Annotated in this window: 11 protein-coding genes; 4 read left to right on the forward strand and 7 right to left on the reverse strand. The window is 61.7% G+C overall.

Annotated elements, in window-relative coordinates; genetic code table 11:
* Window positions 1–12: 12 nt before the first annotated feature.
* From ABD819_RS03525 to ABD819_RS03540, 4 genes are all read right to left on the reverse strand, one after another.
* A complete protein-coding gene (locus tag ABD819_RS03525) occupies window positions 13–876 on the reverse strand; it encodes a transketolase (RefSeq protein WP_345121048.1) in 864 nt (287 codons plus the stop codon).
* Between the two features lie 528 nt (window positions 877–1404).
* Entirely contained in the window at window positions 1405–1854 is a 450-nt protein-coding gene (gene bcp / locus ABD819_RS03530) for a thioredoxin-dependent thiol peroxidase (RefSeq protein WP_345121049.1), read from the reverse strand.
* A 157-nt stretch (window positions 1855–2011) separates the two neighbouring features.
* Complete coding sequence (locus ABD819_RS03535) at window positions 2012–3967, reverse strand: M23 family metallopeptidase (RefSeq protein WP_345121051.1); 1956 nt, start codon at window positions 3965–3967, stop codon at window positions 2012–2014.
* Window positions 3968–4207: 240 nt separating this feature from the next.
* A complete protein-coding gene (locus ABD819_RS03540) occupies window positions 4208–4822 on the reverse strand; it encodes a fumarylacetoacetate hydrolase family protein (protein WP_188561768.1) in 615 nt (204 codons plus the stop codon).
* 232 nt (window positions 4823–5054) lie between these two features.
* Between ABD819_RS03540 and ABD819_RS03545 the strand changes: the two genes are divergently transcribed.
* A complete protein-coding gene (locus tag ABD819_RS03545) occupies window positions 5055–5852 on the forward strand; it encodes a M48 family metallopeptidase (RefSeq protein WP_345121054.1) in 798 nt (265 codons plus the stop codon).
* A gap of 108 nt (window positions 5853–5960) precedes the next feature.
* Window positions 5961–6515 carry a hypothetical protein gene (locus ABD819_RS03550; protein ID WP_345121056.1) on the forward strand — a complete coding sequence of 185 codons (555 nt, stop codon included), beginning with the start codon at window positions 5961–5963 and terminating at the stop codon, window positions 6513–6515.
* A gap of 198 nt (window positions 6516–6713) precedes the next feature.
* Here the strand turns inward: ABD819_RS03550 and ABD819_RS03555 are convergent, their stop codons facing one another.
* Entirely contained in the window at window positions 6714–8123 is a 1410-nt protein-coding gene (locus tag ABD819_RS03555) for a UDP-N-acetylmuramate--L-alanine ligase (protein ID WP_345121058.1), read from the reverse strand.
* 280 nt (window positions 8124–8403) lie between these two features.
* Between ABD819_RS03555 and dnaB the strand changes: the two genes are divergently transcribed.
* Both dnaB and ABD819_RS03565 read left to right on the forward strand, forming a co-directional pair.
* The gene (dnaB, locus tag ABD819_RS03560) at window positions 8404–11046 is read left to right on the forward strand and encodes a replicative DNA helicase (protein WP_345121060.1); all 2643 of its coding nucleotides are present in this window, start codon (window positions 8404–8406) and stop codon (window positions 11044–11046) included.
* An 84-nt stretch (window positions 11047–11130) separates the two neighbouring features.
* A complete protein-coding gene (locus tag ABD819_RS03565; RefSeq protein WP_345121062.1) occupies window positions 11131–11904 on the forward strand; it encodes a sulfite exporter TauE/SafE family protein in 774 nt (257 codons plus the stop codon).
* Window positions 11905–12124: 220 nt separating this feature from the next.
* Here the strand turns inward: ABD819_RS03565 and ABD819_RS03570 are convergent, their stop codons facing one another.
* Both ABD819_RS03570 and ABD819_RS03575 read right to left on the reverse strand, forming a co-directional pair.
* Window positions 12125–14593 carry a TonB-dependent receptor domain-containing protein gene (locus tag ABD819_RS03570; RefSeq protein ID WP_345121064.1) on the reverse strand — a complete coding sequence of 823 codons (2469 nt, stop codon included), beginning with the start codon at window positions 14591–14593 and terminating at the stop codon, window positions 12125–12127.
* A complete protein-coding gene (locus tag ABD819_RS03575) occupies window positions 14574–15941 on the reverse strand; it encodes an HTTM domain-containing protein (protein WP_345121065.1) in 1368 nt (455 codons plus the stop codon). The genes ABD819_RS03570 and ABD819_RS03575 overlap by 20 nt, the downstream gene beginning before the upstream one ends.
* Window positions 15942–15998 lie beyond the last annotated feature (57 nt).

Raw genomic sequence — 15998 nt, forward strand, 5'->3', positions numbered from 1 at the left:
GAAATCTGTGATTTAGTAGTCGGCCTCGGTGCCAACCGCCAGCTGTTCCAGAGCGGTAGCTAGTTGAGCATCGTTGGGCGCTACGCCGTGCCACTTGTGACCTTCCATCATGAAATCGACGCCGAAACCCATCTTCGTGTCCATGATGAACATGACGGGGCGGCCCTGGCCGGTGGCCGCCTGGGCCGCTTCGAGGGCGGGCAGCAGGGTGTCGAAGTTGTTGCCGTCGGCCTGGAGCACGTGCCAGCCGAAGGCTTCGAATTTGGCGCGCAGGTCGCCGAGGCCACCGATTTCGGCGGTGGGGCCGTCAATCTGCTGGCCGTTGTGGTCGATGATGCCGATGAGGTTGTCGATTTTGTGGTGGGCGGCATACATGATGGCCTCCCAGTTCTGGCCTTCTTCCAGCTCGCCGTCGCCCATGAGGACGAACACGCGGCGGTCGTCGCCGTTCAGCTTTTTGGCCTGGGCCGCGCCGCAGGCCACGCTCAGGCCCTGGCCCAGCGAGCCCGAGGCAATGCGAATGCCCGGCAGGCCCTCGTGGGTGGTGGGGTGGCCCTGCAGGCGCGAGTTGAGCTTGCGGAACGTGGCCAGCTCGCTCACCGGAAAGTAGCCCGAGCGGGCCAGCACCGAGTAGATGGTGGCGGAAATGTGCCCGTTGGAAAGGAAAAACAGGTCCTCCCCGATACCATCCATGCTGAAGGCTTCGGGGTTGTGCTTCATCACCTTGAAGTAGAGCGCCACCAGCAAATCGGTGCAGCCGAGCGAGCCGCCGGGGTGGCCCGAGTTCACGGCGTGCACCATGCGCACGATGTCGCGCCGCACCTGGGCGGCAATTTCCTGAAGTTCAGCAGTGGTTATTTCGGCGGTCTGGGGCATGGTGGTGGGGTTAGCTATTCGGTGAGTAAAGGTAAGGGGCCGGGTTGGAGTATGGCAAAAACGGCGAAGCCCGTGGTACGCGCGTACCACGGGCTTCGCCGGACGGAAACGGGCATTGCAACCGGTTGTGATGGGCTTCGCCGGATGGAAATGGGCCTGGTACGCGCGTACCATGGGCTCCGCCGGATGGAAATGGGCGTGGTACGCGCGTACTGTGGTCTTCGCCGGATGAAAATGGTCATTACAACCGGTTGCAATGGGCTTCGCCGTGCGGAAATGGTCATTGCAACCGGTTGCAATGGGCTTCGCCGTCCCGGTCTGACCGCCCTAGGCGGTCTGACCGGTTCCTGTGTGAACGACGACGCACTAACGACAACCGGTCAGACCGGGGCGCTGACCGGTTGCTGTGAGAACGATGACGTACTAACGACAACCGGTCAGACCGCCTAGGGCGGTCAGACCGGGGCACTGACCGGTTGCTGTGAGAACGATGATGTAACAACGACAACCGGTCAGACCGGGGCGCTGCTACTTCAGCAGCTGGGCGGCGTGCTCCTTGGTGTCTACTTTCCTGATGACTTTCTCAATCATCCCCATCTCATCAATCAGAAACGTGGTGCGGACGGTGCCCATGTAGGTTTTGCCGTAGTTTTTCTTCTCCTGCCACACGCCGTAGGCCTGCACGATGGCCTTGTCGGTATCAACCAGCAGCGGGAAGGGCAGCTCGTACTTGAGGGCAAATTTCTTGTGCGCCGCCTCGCCGTCGATGCTCACGCCGATGACTTTGATGTTGCTGGCGGCGAGCTCCTCTTGGTGGTCGCGCAGGTTGCAGGCCTGGGCGGTGCAGCCGGGCGTGTCGTCTTTGGGATAGAAATAGAGGGCGACTTTCTGGCCGCGCAGGTCGAGCAGGGAAATGACGTTGCCGTCCTGGTCGGGGGCGGTGAAATCGGGAGCGGGTTGGCCGGGTTCGAGGGTCATGGGGAGTGATGAATTTTGAGGGTTGAATGTTGAGTAAAAAGAACGTCATGCAGAGCGCAGCGAAGCATCTTTACCGTGTAACTAAACCTTCACGAATTGGATTACTACTGCCGTAAAGATGCTTCGCTACGCTCTGCATGACGTGCTGTTTTGATAGCTACAAGCTCAACGGAATCACCCGCTCGTTCCCGGCCTGGTCGGTCAGGCGCAGCTCGGCGGGGCCGCGCAGGCGGGCTCCGAGGGTGTCGCGGGCCACGGTGAAGAGGGTCGAATTCTTGTGCTCGAAGCGCAGCAGCCGGAACTGCCCGCCGATGAGCAGGCGGTAGCTGGCCAGGCCGGAAAGGTCGTCGCCGACGCGGAAGAGCAGCTGCCCGCCGGGCCGCCCGATGAGGCTGCCCTTGGGCGCGATGGTATCGCGGAGGATGCGGTAGGAGCCGAACTGGCGGATGTTGGCCGTAATCTGGCCCCGGTCGTCCCACTTGCCACCCAGGTAGGCCTTGCCGCCTTTGGGCGTGGCCGAGTAAATGGCGGTGCGGGCCGGGTCGGCGGGCGGGGTGGCGGGCTTGAGGGTGAGCACCGCCGTTTTGTAGAGGGGCAGCAGCGGCGAGCCCACCGTCCAGAAGCCGCTGCCAGTGGGTTCGGCCTTATAGGCGGTGCTCAGGTAGATGTTATCGAACAGTGTTTCGCGGCCGAAAACCAGATTGAGATAAGCCGTGGCGTAGTTGGTTTCCTTGCCGGCCGGAATCAGCACCTGGCGGTCGAATTTCTTCGTGATAGTGCCGAAGCGCAGCGAATCGGGCAGGCCGGCGCGCAGGTCGTAGAGGTATACGTTTTCGCTATTCTGAGTGTAGCTGGGCCGGATTTCGAGGCGGCGGTTGCCGCGCAGCAGCACCAGGTTGGCGGCCACCGAGTCGGCACTGGGGTCAGCCGCCACGGCCTTCAGCAGGTTGCGCGTGACCTCGAAGCGCAGGGCCGGCTTCTTCACCACCGCCGAGCGGGTTTTGAAGTATTCGGGCTGCTCGCCGCGCAGCACCAGGTGCACGGGCGTCTGGTTGTTGTAGGAGTCGGCCAGGGTGATATCGATGGCGTAAAGCTTGCCGGCTTCCACATTCAGGCGGCCTTTGCCGGGGCCGGTGGTGGCGTACATGGCGAGGTCGTTGCCCTCGTCCACCCACAGCTTTTGCAGGGTGCGGCCCTGGGTATTCTGGTACAGAAAATCGATGAAGTTGCCCACTTGGCGCGTGCCCGTCGGGAACGGCACCGCATCAATGGTGTGCTGATAGAACGGCTGGCCGTTCACCTGCACCGTCACGCGCTGGATGCCGTTGCGGTTCCACGCATTATCAAACCTATCGAAGCCCTGCACCAGCAGCCCCACCGTGCCAAAAGCGCTAATGGTATCGGGCCAGGTGGTGGCCACGCCCGGCCCCGGCTGCACCCTGGGCGCAAACAGGGCCTTGGCAAACACATTCTTCACCCGCGCCTCAATGCTGAGGGGCTCCAGCGCAAACGCCTGCAGCGTAGGCGCCACATGGTCCTGAATCTCGGGAAAGCCACCCCACTGCAAGGGGTTGTACTGCCGGTCCTGGGCATCGCGCACTTCCCAGTGCAGGTGCGGGCCGGCCGAGCCGCCGGTGTTGCCACTCAGCGCCACCACCTCGCCCCGCTTCACCGGAAACTGGTCTTTGGTCAGAAACAGCTCCACTTCATAGCTCTGTTTCTCGTACTGCCGGCGCAGCAGCTCGGCCGCCACGGGCCCTTTGAACTCGTTGAGGTGGCCATACACGGTGGTCAGGCCATTCGGGTGCGTAATGTAAAGCACGTTGCCGTAGCCAAACGACGACTGCTTGAGGCGCGACACGTAGCCATCGGCGGCCGAGTACACGGGCTGGTTCACCCCGCCGCCGGTCTTGATATCGAGACCGCCGTGGAAGTGATTGGGCCGCAATTCGCCCATGCTGCCGGCCAGAAACCCCGGCTTGCCCGGCGCGATTGGAAACAGAAAATACCCCGTGGCTACCGTAGGCCGCCCGGCCTTCAGCAATTCGCTAATGGTGCCGTTGCGGTCGGCCGAATCGGCTTCCTGGCCGCCCACGCGCCAGGTCAACAGCATTATTAACAGGCTCAGGATGAGTCCGGTCTTTTGTGGGTTGGTCAGCCCGGTTAACTTCTCTTTCTGCACTATCAATCGTTTTTAACTTAGGCTATTTCTTCTGGTACGTCATCACGAAAAAGAACGGTCATGCTGAGCTTGTCGAAGCATCTCTACCGCTTCGTTGAACGGCTCTAACGAAGCGGTAGAGATGCTTCGACAAGCTCAGCATGACCGTTCTACTATCGTTCGGCTCCCCTCCTACCGAATCCCCAGCTCCAGCAGCTTTTCGCCTTCCAAAAATCCTTCCAGCTGGTCGCCCATTTTCACCGGGCCCACGCCGGCTGGGGTGCCGGTGAATATCATGTCGCCCATCTTCAGGGTGAAGTATTTCGAGACGAAGCTGATGATTTTGGCGAACGGGTGCAGCATCAGGCCGGAGTTGCCGGTCTGGCGGGTTTCGCCGTTCACTTCGAGGTGAAAATTGATGTTGGCCAGGTCGGGGATTTCGGCCACGGGCTTGAAAGTGGGCGAAATCGGGGCCGAGCCGTCGAAGGCTTTGGCCAGCTCCCAGGGCAGGCCTTTTTTCTTCAGCTCGCTTTGCAGGTCGCGGGCCGTGAAGTCGATACCCAGGCCAATTTCATCAAAATAATTATGGGCAAACGACTCGTCGATGTGGCGGCCGTTCTTGCTCACGCGCAGCACCAGCTCCAGCTCGTGGTGGATGTCCTGCGAGAACTCAGGGATGAAAAAAGGCTGGCCACGCTGGAGCAGCGCGGTTTCGGGCTTCAGGAAAATGACGGGGGCGCTGGGCACTTCGTTGTGCAGCTCGGCAATATGGTCGGCGTAGTTGCGGCCGATGCAGATGATTTTCATGGCGGTGGGTGAGGCGAGCGGGAAAGGCTCAAAACTACGGCCCGGCACCGGCTTTCGGCAACCGGCGGCCGGGTTTTCCGGCCCTGGCCGGTGGCAAAAGCTAAACTTTTACCTGCCCTGCGCCCGTATAGATGCCGGGTGGCCACCCATGCGCCGGCCTCACCGGCCGGTTGGTATCGCCAATGGGGCTTGCCTGTTCGGCGGGTAGTTCACCTTTTTTTCCCTCCCCACCATGCTCAAAAAACTCACCCTCCTCGCCAGCCTGACCTTCCTTGCGGCTTGCTCCACGGTGCCCATTACGGGCCGCCGCCAGCTCAGCCTCGTGAGCGACAACGAAATTAATTCTCTGGCCGCCAATCAGTACCGCGAGGTCATCGCCAAAGGCCCGCTTTCCAGCAACTCGCAGCAGGTAGCCATGGTTCGCACCGTGGGCCAGCGCATCCAGGGCGCGGTCGAAGCTTATTTCCGGCAGCAAAACGCCGCCGACCAGCTGGCTGGCTACCAGTGGGAATTCAACGTCATTCAGGACGACAAGCAGCAGAACGCCTGGTGCATGCCCGGCGGCAAGGTGGCCGTGTACACCGGCATTCTACCCATCACGCAGGATGAAAACGGCTTGGCCGTGGTGATGGCCCACGAAGTTGCCCACGCCGTGGCCAAACACGGCTCCGAGCGCATGAGCCAGGGCCTGGTGCAGCAGCTGGGCGGCCAGGCGCTCGGAGCCGCGCTGTCCACCAATGCGCCCGCTACGCAGCAACTGGCGTTGCAGGCGTTCGGGGTAGGCTCGCAGCTGGGGCTGCTCCGCTACGGCCGCAACCAGGAAACCGAAGCCGACCACCTGGGCCTCATTTTCATGGCCCTGGCCGGCTACAGTCCCGACGGGGCCATCGCGTTCTGGCAGCGCATGGAGGCCCGCGAAAACCAGGCCTCGCCGCCCGAATTCCTCTCCACCCACCCCTCCAACGGCACCCGCATTGCCGATATCCAGCGTGAGCTGCCGGAAGCCCGTAAGTATTACAAGCCGCGCTAGCATCAATGAGTGAATGGGTGAATGAGCGAATGGGTGAATGATGTTTTCATCGTTTGACTCCAGAACTCATTCACCCATTCGCTCATTCACTCATTCACTCATTGGTTTATGAAATTCCTTCCTCGCGTTCTGGGTCTGGGCCTGTTGAGCCTGCTGATAATGCTGCTGGCCATGTCGTGCGAATCGACCAAGCCGGCCGAATTCGGCAGCCCCAACCGCCTCAAAGGCGAGGCTATCGCGGCCCCCGAAAGCCGGCAAATCGTGCATTTCACCGACAGCTCTACCGAGTACGTGACGCCGCGCAGCGAATTGGCCAAGGCCTTCATCCGGCAGTTTGGCGACGGCACGGTGATTGATAAAATTCAGGTGCGCAAAGCCCCCGGCGATGCCGGCGCAGCCGTGAGCTACTACCTCATCGGCATGGGCTTGCGCAACGGCGCGTTCCGGGCCATGGCCCTGCCCCTGAGCAGCGGCGGCGACAACACCTTCTACCTGCGCCCCAACGCCGAGCGCTACACCATCAGCGGCACGGGCTGCCCCATGTGCTTTTTCAACTTCGAAAACGGCCGCATCGTAGGCACCACCTGCGGCGAAAGAGTAGGCGGCAGCAACTGCGACCTGAAAGTTGACAAAAACAACTCCCTCTTCGCCGCTACCCGATGAACACCCGCAACAAATGGCTACTGCGGGCCGCGCTCACGGCCCTGGCCCTGCTCATCACCACTGATAAGAAGCGGCCCCCAGTGCCCCCAATGCCAAAAAAGCCCGCTGAGTAGCGGGCTTTTTTTAAGTAGCGCGAAGCGGTGCCTCGCGTCCCCGTGCCACTTGCAATGACGTGGGGACGCGAAGCACCGCTTCGCGCTACACCCCAGCCACCTCCGTGGCCAGCGCCGCCAGGTCCATCCCATCGAACGTGCCCGACGACATGAGCAGCAGGTTGGCATTGTCCCAGGTTTGGCTGCGCAGGAAGGCGGCCAGCTCGGCACTATCGGTAATCACCCGGATGTCGGGGCGCTGAAAGGCCTCGGCCACGGTGGCGGCGGCCAGCGGCGGCAGGCGCTTGTGCTCCAGCACGTGAGGGTTGAAGTACACCACCGCCACGTCGGGCGCATCGAAGCAGTGCGCGTACTGCGGCAGAAAGTCGGGGTTGAGGCTGCTGAAGGTGTGCAGCTCCAGGCAGGCCACCAGGCGGCGCTGGGGAAACTGCTTTTTCAGGGCCGTGGCGGTGGCTTTGAGCTTGCTGGGCGCGTGGGCAAAGTCCTTGTACACCACCGAGGTCGTACCTTCTTTCAGCAACTCCAGCCGCCGCGCCGCGCCGGGGAACGACTCCACGGCCCGGAAGAAATCTTTGCCCTTGATACCGAGCTGCTTGCACACCTCCTTGGCGGCTGAGATGTTGCGCAGGTTGTGCTCGCCAAATACCTGCACGGGCACTTCCTCGTCCTTCTTATTAAGCAGAAAGGTTTTACCATCCCGGATAACGTGCTCGTGCGGCCCGTAGCCGATGTAGGTCACGTCGGGGTTGGTGGGCACGGCAATGAGCTGGGTTTGCTCGTCGTCGCGGTCGTAGATGAGCACGCCAGCCTTGGGCGTCATATCGGCAAAAATGCGGAACTGCTCGCGGTAGATTTCCTCGGTCGGAAACACGTTAATGTGGTCCCAGCTGATACCCGAAATCACGCCGATGTGGTGCTGGTAGAGGTGGAACTTGGGCCGCCGGTCGACCGGCGACGACAGGTACTCGTCGCCCTCGATGATGATAATCGGCGCGTCGTCAGTCAGCTGCACCATCAAATCAAACCCCGCCAGCTGGGCCCCCACCGCGTAGTCGAACTTGCGGCCGTGGAAGCGCAGCACGTGCAGAATGCAGGCCGTAATGCTGGTTTTGCCGTGCGAGCCGCCGATGACGATGCGCTGCTTGTCGCGGCTGGCCTCGTAGATGTACTCGGGGAAGGAATAGATTTTCAGGCCCAGCTCCTGGGCCCGAAGCAGCTCGGGATTGTCGGGGCGGGCGTGCATGCCCACAATCACAGCCGACAAATCCGGGGTGATGCGGGCCGCATCCCAGCCCTCTTGGGCAGGCAGCAGGCCAGCGGCGGCGAGGCGGCCCGCGGCCGGCTCAAAAATCTCATCATCGGAGCCCGTCACGTGGGCCCCGCGCCGGTGCAGGGCCAGCGCCAGGTTGTGCATGATGCTGCCGCCCACGGCGATGAGGTGGATGGATTCGGGTTGCGGGGGGCTGATTACGGACTCCAAAATAGTGATTTTCAATTGAGGTATGGCATTCTTCAGGCCTTGATTGGCACTTGTCGACGCCCCCGTCAACAACCGTCGGGGCCTTCGAACTGACAACCAACCCCTGACAACGGGAAAGGGCCGCGAAAGTACAAAATCCCGGCCGGCGGCCTCATTCTATACCAAAAAGAAACCACTGCGCCGCCTTATCTTTTTCTGCCCCGGCGGGGTTAGCTTTGTGTAAATCGTGTGCTGCCCGGTCGCTTTTATTAATTCCGGACGGCTGTTTTCCGCTGCCCAATACCCTGTTTTGATTATGCCCGACCAAATGGACGACCGCCTGAAACAATCCGCTGCCCGGGCCAAAGCGGCCTGGGGTAATCGGGGCGGCACCTCGGTCCCTTTCAATGCCAGTGCGGCCGGCAAGCTGCCGCCCCAGGCCCCCGAGCTCGAAATGGCCGTGCTCGGCGCCCTGATGCTGGAGAAAGATGCCCTCACCTCGGTGATTGACCTGCTCAAGCCCGAGAGCTTTTACAAGGCGTCGCACAAGCTTATTTACGAAGCCATTATCCGGCTATTCGACAAGTCGGAGCCCATCGACCAGCTCACCGTGGTACATGAGCTGCGCGAGATGGGGTCGCTCGAAGCCGCCGGCGGACCATTTGCCGTGGCCAGCCTAACGGCCAAGGTAAACTCGGCGGCCAACGTGGAATACCACGCCCGCATCATCACCGAATCGGCCATCAAGCGCGAGCTGATTCGGATTTCGAGCGACATCCTGCGCGATGCCTACGAGGATACGACCGACGTATTTAAGCTGCTCGACGACACCGAATCGTCGCTGTTTGAAGTCTCGGAATCGAACATCCGGAAGAACTTCGACGACATGCGCAGCCTCATGGGCAAGGCCATTAAGGAGCTCGAAGAAAAGAAAAACCAGAAGGACGGCTTGACCGGCGTTCCCACCGGCTTCACGGCCCTGGACCGCGTCACTAGCGGCTGGCAACCATCTGACCTGGTGATTATTGCGGCACGGCCAGGCATGGGAAAATGCCTAGGAAAAGGCACCAAGGTGCTGATGTTCGACGGCGACCTGCGCAACGTGGAAGACGTGCGCGAAGGCGAGCTGCTGATGGGCGACGACTCGACCCCGCGCCGGGTACTGAGCATCGCGCGGGGCCGCGAAAATATGTACTGGGTGCGCCAGAATAAGGGCGACGACTACCGCGTGAACGAGAGCCACATTCTCTCCCTCAAGCGCAGCCGCAATGAAGGCCCGCACCGCCACGGCGACGTGCTGAACATTACCGTGAAGGATTACCTAGCCAAAGGCCCCAAGTTCCGCTCGAACTACAAAGGCTACAAAGTGCCGGTGGAATTTGAGGCGCAGGAGCTACCCGTAGACCCGTATTTCCTGGGCGTGTGGCTGGGCGACGGCGCCAGCGACAACTGCCGCATTACCGGCCAGGACCCGGAAATCATTGAGTACCTGCACGAATACGCCGCGACGCTGAATATGCAGGTAACGGTGGGCATGGCTGAAAACCGCTGCAACAGCTATGGCATTACCAGGGGCCGGCAGGGTGGCAACATTGCCGAATACTCCTTGCAGGACGAACTGCGCCAGCTGGGCGTGCTGGGCGACAAGCACATTCCCCGCGCTTACGCCATCAACTCAACCGAAAATCGCCTGCGCCTGCTGGCCGGTTTGATTGACAGCGACGGCCACCTCGACCCGGTTTCCAACGGCTACGAAATCACCCAGAAAAACCAGCGCCTGGCCCGCCAAATTAAGTTTCTGGGCGACTCGCTGGGCTTCCGCACGTCGCTCACGAAGAAGCGCGCCACCATTTCCAGCATCGGCTACGAGTGCGAAGTGTGGCGCGTGCGCCTCTACGGCGACATCAACCGCGTGCCGGTGCGGGTGGCCCGTAAGAAAGCGCAGCTCTGGGCCTCGCCCGTCGATTGGCGGCAAACGGGTATCACCGTGGAGTTCGACAACGTGGACGACTACTACGGCTTTGAGATTGACGGCAACCGGTTGTTCCTGCTTCAGGACATGACCGTGACGCACAACACGGCGTTCGTGGTTTCGGCCATGCGCAACGCGGCTGTGGAGTTCAAGCGCCCGGTGGCTATTTTCTCGCTGGAAATGTCCTCGTTGCAGCTCGTCAATCGTCTGATTTCAGCTGAGGCCGAATTGGACTCCGATAAAATCAAGAAGGGCACGCTGGCCGACCACGAGTGGCAGCAGCTCAACCACAAGATTACCGACCTCTCGGCCGCGCCGATTTACATCGACGACACGCCGGCGCTGAGCATCCGCGAGCTGCGCACCAAGTGCCGCCGCCTGCGCTCGCAGAAGGACGTGCAGCTCATCATCGTGGACTATTTGCAGCTGATGAGCGGCAACACCGACGGCCGCGGCGGCAACCGTGAACAGGAAATCGCCAGCATCTCGCGGGCCCTCAAAGGCATTGCCAAGGAGCTGAACGTACCGGTGCTGGCGCTGTCGCAGCTCTCGCGCTCGGTGGAAACCCGCGGCGGCGAGAAGCGCCCGCAGCTGAGTGACCTGCGTGAATCGGGCTCCATCGAGCAGGATGCCGACATGGTCATCTTCCTCTACCGTCCCGAATACTACGGCCTCGACCAGGATGCCGAGGGCAACTCGACCCAGGGCGTGGGCGAGGTCATCATCGCCAAGCACCGGAACGGCTCGCTCGAAACCGTGCAGCTCAAGTTCATCGGCAAGTACACCAAGTTTGCCGACCTCGACAGCGAAGGCGGCGGGGGCTTCGACAGCAGTGGCTACCAGCCGATGGGCCTACCCGCCAGCAACTTCGACAGCGAGCCGAGCAGCTTCGCGCCGAACACCATCCGCCTGGGCTCGAAGATTAATGAGTCGCCGGTGCCGTTCCCGAAGGGGAATATGAATAAGCACGAAGACCCGCCGTTTTAAGGATTAAAAATTGAGAATTAAAAATTAAAAATGGGTTTCATCAGCACTGGCTGACGTGACCCATTTTTAATTCCCAATTTCTGCATGACGACTACTCTTTTTCTACTCGGTTTCTTCGCTTTTCTGGCCGGCTTTATCGATGCCATTGTGGGCGGCGGCGGCCTGATTCAGCTGCCGGCTATGCTGCTGCTGCTACCGGGCGTGCCGGTGCCCACGGTATTTGGCACCAGCAAAGTGGCTGGCTTGTCGGGCACGGCGGTGGCCCTGCACCGCTACCTGAGCGGGCCGGAGAAGCTGGCGATTCGCTGGCGCACGGTATCCCTCACGGCGCTGGTGGCGGGCGGATTTGCACTGCTGGGCGCGCGGGCGGTGAGCCACCTGCACAAGGAGGCGGTGCGGCCGCTGGTGCTGGGGCTGCTGGTGCTCATGGCCATCTACACCTTCTGGCGGAAGGATTTTGGCAGCCTGCACGCGCCGCGTCTGCACGGCCGCCGCGAGATAATCACGGGTATTGTGCTGGGCGCGGCGCTGGGGTTTTACGACGGCTTTTTCGGGCCGGGCACGGGCAGCCTGCTGCTGTTCGCGTTCGTGGGCCTGTTTGGCTACGATTTCATTGCGGCCTCGGCGTCGGCGAAGCTGGTGAACGTGGCTACTAACGTGACCAGCCTGTTCTATTTCGCCAGCACGGGGCAGGTGCTGTATAAAGTGGCGCTGCCCATGGCGGTGTGTAATATGCTGGGTTCGACGCTGGGGGCGCGGCTGGCGCAGCGCAAGGGCACGGGCTTCGTGCGGCTGCTGTTTCTGGGCGTGGTGAGTGCGTTTATTCTGAAGCTGGGCTGGGACACGTTTGGGGCGTAGTTTAGGACGTTAGGCTTCACCCCCCACGTCAACCTCACCCCCTGACCCCCTCTCCAAAAAAGAGGGGGCACCGGAAATGCTTCCATCTAGAATCGTCAGGCTCCCCTCTTTTTTGGAGAGGGGCCGGGGGTGAGGTTGACGCGGAGGGTGAAGCGGTTGAGATGCTTCGGCTGCGCTCAGCATGACCGTTCTTTTGGATTTCAACTCACTTACCCATTCCCTACAGCTTCACTCCTACCGTGAGAAAATAGCTGCGGCCATCGGAAGGCAGGATGCCGGGGCCGGGGTAAGCGGTGGCGCGGCGCGTGAAGTAGCGGGCATCGGCCAGGTTGTTGATGCTGGCTTCGAGCTTGAGCCAGCGGCGCTCCCACGATACCGAGGCATCGAGAATCTGGTAGGCCGGGATTTTGCCGATGACGGCCGACGGGCCGGACGCCTCCGAGTTGGTGGCATCGGAAAACTGGTCGGACAGGTACAGGAACTGGAGCGAGGCCTTCACCGGGCCGTAGCCGACGCGGGTGCCCGTTTTCAGGTTCACGGCGGGCACAAATTCGACCTGGTTCCCTTGCACGCCCGTGAGCTGGCTCTGCACGTACCGGCTCCGAATCAGGCCCACGTTGCCAAAAGCCGACCACTGCCAGCGGCGCGCCAGCGGCTCGGCTTCGGTGGCGGCTGCGGTTGGGTTGCCCAGGTTCAGCAGCTCCACTTCGCCGTAGGCTTCGAGGCCCACGATGAGGGCGCGGCCGGCATTAAGGCGGCGGCGCAGGATGCGGTTCAGGTCGTCGTACTCCTGAATTTCGCCGATGCGGTTGCCGTAGTTGAGGGCGAACAGGCTCACGTCATAGGTGAGCACGCCGGTGGTTTCGCCCCGCACGCCGAGGTCGGCCGAGAAGCCGCGCTCGTCCTGGAGGTTGAGGTCGATGATGGCCGAGGGGTTCACAATCTGCATGTCGCTGAAGGTAATCGAGCGGTAGTTCTGCGAGATGTTGGCGTAGAATTCGCGCTGCTCCTTCGGCTTGTAGCTCACCCCAATGCCGCCCAACACGAAGCCCCGGCTGTTGAGGCGCTGCTCGTCCTGGCTCCGAATCTGAGTGATGTTGCCCGCCAGGTCGCGGTCGATGACGTTGAGCACGCCGTCGGCGCGGGTGCGGATGTACTCGTAGCGCACGCCCGGCGTCACCGACAGCTTATCGCTCAGGTAGAGGATGTTTTCGGCGAAGAAGGCGACGTTGTGGTTCGGGAAGCGGTAGTCGGAGCTGTTTTTGGTGCTCGAAAACTTATCGGGGGCCACGAAGCGGAAATCGGCCCCGCGCCCGGCCGGCCCGAAGCCCTGAATGCTGTGGGTGTTGCCGCGGTAGTAGCGCGTGCCCAACAGCAGCACGCCGTCTTTGCCGGCCACTTGGTAGCGGTTCAGAAAGCGGGCTTCGAGGCCGTAGTTGCGGAAGTCGCCGTCAATCAGGTCGCGGCCAATGTTGTCCTCGTCCCGCCGGTCGACCTGGTTGGGCCGGAAGCCCAGCGACTGCCGCGCCGCCACCAGCCCGAAGGCCGTTAGGTTCACGTTGGAGCGGGCATTGAGTTTCCAATCGGCGTTGATGTTGAACAGGTTCCAGTCGACGGCAAACCAGTTGCGCTCGCGGTTCGACTGCCGGGCATCCTCAGCAAACATCTTGTCGGTAAGGCCGCCGGGCTGCTGGGCCAGGTAGTCCATATGCGTCACCTGCACACCAGCTTTCAGGTTTTCGGTAAACTGATAGCGGACGTCGGCGTAGGCGGTTTTGCTCTCGTACTGCGAGTTGGGCCGCCAGCCGTTGCCGCGCTTATACTGCGCAAACGTGTAGTAGCTGAGCTTGCCCACCGTGCCGCTCACGCTGTTGAAGGAGTTGAAAAAGCCGAACGAGCCCACCGTCTGACGCGAAGTCACGGCCGCTTTGCGGTCGGGCTCGGGGCTGCGCATCTCAAAGTTCAGCAGGCCGCCAAACTGGGTACCATATTGCAGCGAAGCCGCCCCGCGCACCAGCTGAATGCGCTTCACGGCCTCGGTGGGCGGCGTGTAGTAGCTTTCGGGGTAGCCCAGGGCATCGGCCGAAATATCGTAGTTGTTCTGCCGCACGTTGAAGTTGGTGGTGCGGTTGGGGTCGAGGCCGCGCCCGCCGATGCTGAGCTGCAGGCCGCCGCCGTCGTTCTCCCAGATGTTGAGGCCCGGCACGCGGGCGTACACCTGCCGGGCGTTGTTGGTGGCGAGGTTGGCCACCAGGTTTTCGGGCACGATGACCTCCGATTTCTTGGCTGCGAAAATGGCCGTGCCTTCCACCTCGCGCAGCCGCGTCTGCCCAAACGTGGTCTGGGGCGCGGCCACCACCACTTCCTTCAGCGTGGTTTGCTCGCGGCGGGTCAGCTCAAAGCTAAAGCCATCGGCGGGCAGCGTTACGCTCAGGCTGAACGGCAGGTAGCCCAGCGCCGACACCAGCACCTGCTGCGGCCCGGCGGCCAGCCCGCTCACCTCAAACCGCCCGGTGCTGTCGGTGAGCACGGCGCGGTTCAGGCTCTTCACATACACCTCGCCGCCGACAACGGGCTCGCCGCTGCCAGCCACCTGCACCCGGCCGCGCAGAGTTTCCTGGGCCTGCGCGACGAGACTTGGTAGCAACAAAAACAACAGCAGCAGGGCTTTATAAACCGGTAATCTCATCAGTAAAGGGTAAAATCCACGGCTTGGGCGCGAAGCCCTCGGTCTGGCGGGCCAGGTCCACGGTGGGGTCGATGAAGGCCTGGCCCAGCCGGCCGTTCAGGCTCACGTAGGCATCGGCGTAAACGCGGGGATTATTCACGCCCTGGCCTATGTAGTAGGCCCGCAGGTAGTGCGCAAACTGCAGCATCATATCGGGCTGGGTGGCCATCATTTTTTCCTGCAACACGCTCAGGTGCTCCCCGTTATTCACCAGCCGGGCGCGGCCGGTAGCGGCATCCACTACTTTGAACTGGACCTGGCCCAGCTTTTCCATGAGCATCACCCGCCACGAAAACCGGTAGCCTTCTTCGGTCCAGAACAGCTCGCGGGGGTACAGCCAGTAGCGCAGCGGGGCCAGCAGCTGCACCATGAAAAACAAGGCGAAGCCGATGAGCAGCGCCAGCCGCACACGCGGCCGGTACACCAGCGGCGCGGCCGGCCGGGGCTCCTCCGCGCCCAACCGCAACAGCCGCCGCGCCCGCTCCAGCAGCCGCAGGTGAAATTCGGCCGGAAAGAAAATCAAAGCCGCCACTATCATCACGTACGGAAACATCCCGATGGGAAACAGGATAGCCGTGAGCACATGAAACACCACCACCGCCGCGTAGGCGTAGGGCCGCGTGAGGCGATTCAGCAAAAAAAACGGCACCGTGAGGTCGTAAAACGCCCCAAACCAGCTAAACAGGTAGGCCGTGGCGGGGTAGTTGAACAGGAAGCCCACCAGCGGCAGGTCGTTTTTGGCGGGCAGCCAGATGCGCAGCGGCGCGGCGGCCAGCAGCCAGTCGGAATTGAGTTTGGCCAAACCCGCGTACACGTACACGATGCCCACGAGCAGCCGCAGAGCATCCACGGTCCAGCGCGGCACCTGGTCGTACCGGCGGGCCGGCCGGCGGGCGGCATCCATAGAAAAAGCCGCCGCAGCCGGCAGAAAAACCAGCATCAGCGCCACCAGACTCACAAAATAGTAGTGATTCAGGTAGGTGCTCTTGTCCATGAGCTCAATGTAGGTGAAGCTCAGGAACAGGCCCGCCGCCGCCGGGCGGTAGTGCCAGCCCAGCGCCACCAGCAGCGCACACAGGCCGCAAACGGCAAACAGCGCATACGTGTACCCGCCCAGCGGCTTGATGAATTCCAGCCCGTAATAAGGAAAGAAAAGCTTCGGCTGCAGGTACAGCTCCGCAATCCAGCCCTTGGCCCAAAAACGCACGACGCTGGCCAGTATCAGCAGGCCAAAGGCCATGCGAAATACGGCCAGCGGCGCGGCGGAAATGTAGGTTTGGAAATAGCGCGGTTGCGGTTCTTCGGTCATTTATTTTTAATTAAAAATTGAGAATTAAAAATTAAAAATTTGCGCATTATCATAGAT

Origin of the sequence: Hymenobacter antarcticus (assembly GCF_039539545.1) — a bacterium.
GTDB classification, from domain to species: domain Bacteria; phylum Bacteroidota; class Bacteroidia; order Cytophagales; family Hymenobacteraceae; genus Hymenobacter; species Hymenobacter antarcticus.

Bases quoted from the DNA above. Each gene is read 5' to 3' on its own strand.
- dnaB (WP_345121060.1), top strand. From the start codon at position 8,404: ATGCCCGACCAAATGGACGACCGCCTGAAACAATCCGCTGCCCGGGCC.
- bcp (WP_345121049.1), bottom strand. From the start codon at position 1,854: ATGACCCTCGAACCCGGCCAACCCGCTCCCGATTTCACCGCCCCCGAC.
- ABD819_RS03565 (WP_345121062.1), top strand. From the start codon at position 11,131: ATGACGACTACTCTTTTTCTACTCGGTTTCTTCGCTTTTCTGGCCGGC.
- ABD819_RS03540 (WP_188561768.1), bottom strand. From the start codon at position 4,822: ATGAAAATCATCTGCATCGGCCGCAACTACGCCGACCATATTGCCGAG.
- ABD819_RS03535 (WP_345121051.1), bottom strand. From the start codon at position 3,967: ATGCTGTTGACCTGGCGCGTGGGCGGCCAGGAAGCCGATTCGGCCGAC.
- ABD819_RS03570 (WP_345121064.1), bottom strand. From the start codon at position 14,593: ATGAGATTACCGGTTTATAAAGCCCTGCTGCTGTTGTTTTTGTTGCTA.
- ABD819_RS03545 (WP_345121054.1), top strand. From the start codon at position 5,055: ATGCTCAAAAAACTCACCCTCCTCGCCAGCCTGACCTTCCTTGCGGCT.
- ABD819_RS03575 (WP_345121065.1), bottom strand. From the start codon at position 15,941: ATGACCGAAGAACCGCAACCGCGCTATTTCCAAACCTACATTTCCGCC.
- ABD819_RS03550 (WP_345121056.1), top strand. From the start codon at position 5,961: ATGAAATTCCTTCCTCGCGTTCTGGGTCTGGGCCTGTTGAGCCTGCTG.
- ABD819_RS03525 (WP_345121048.1), bottom strand. From the start codon at position 876: ATGCCCCAGACCGCCGAAATAACCACTGCTGAACTTCAGGAAATTGCC.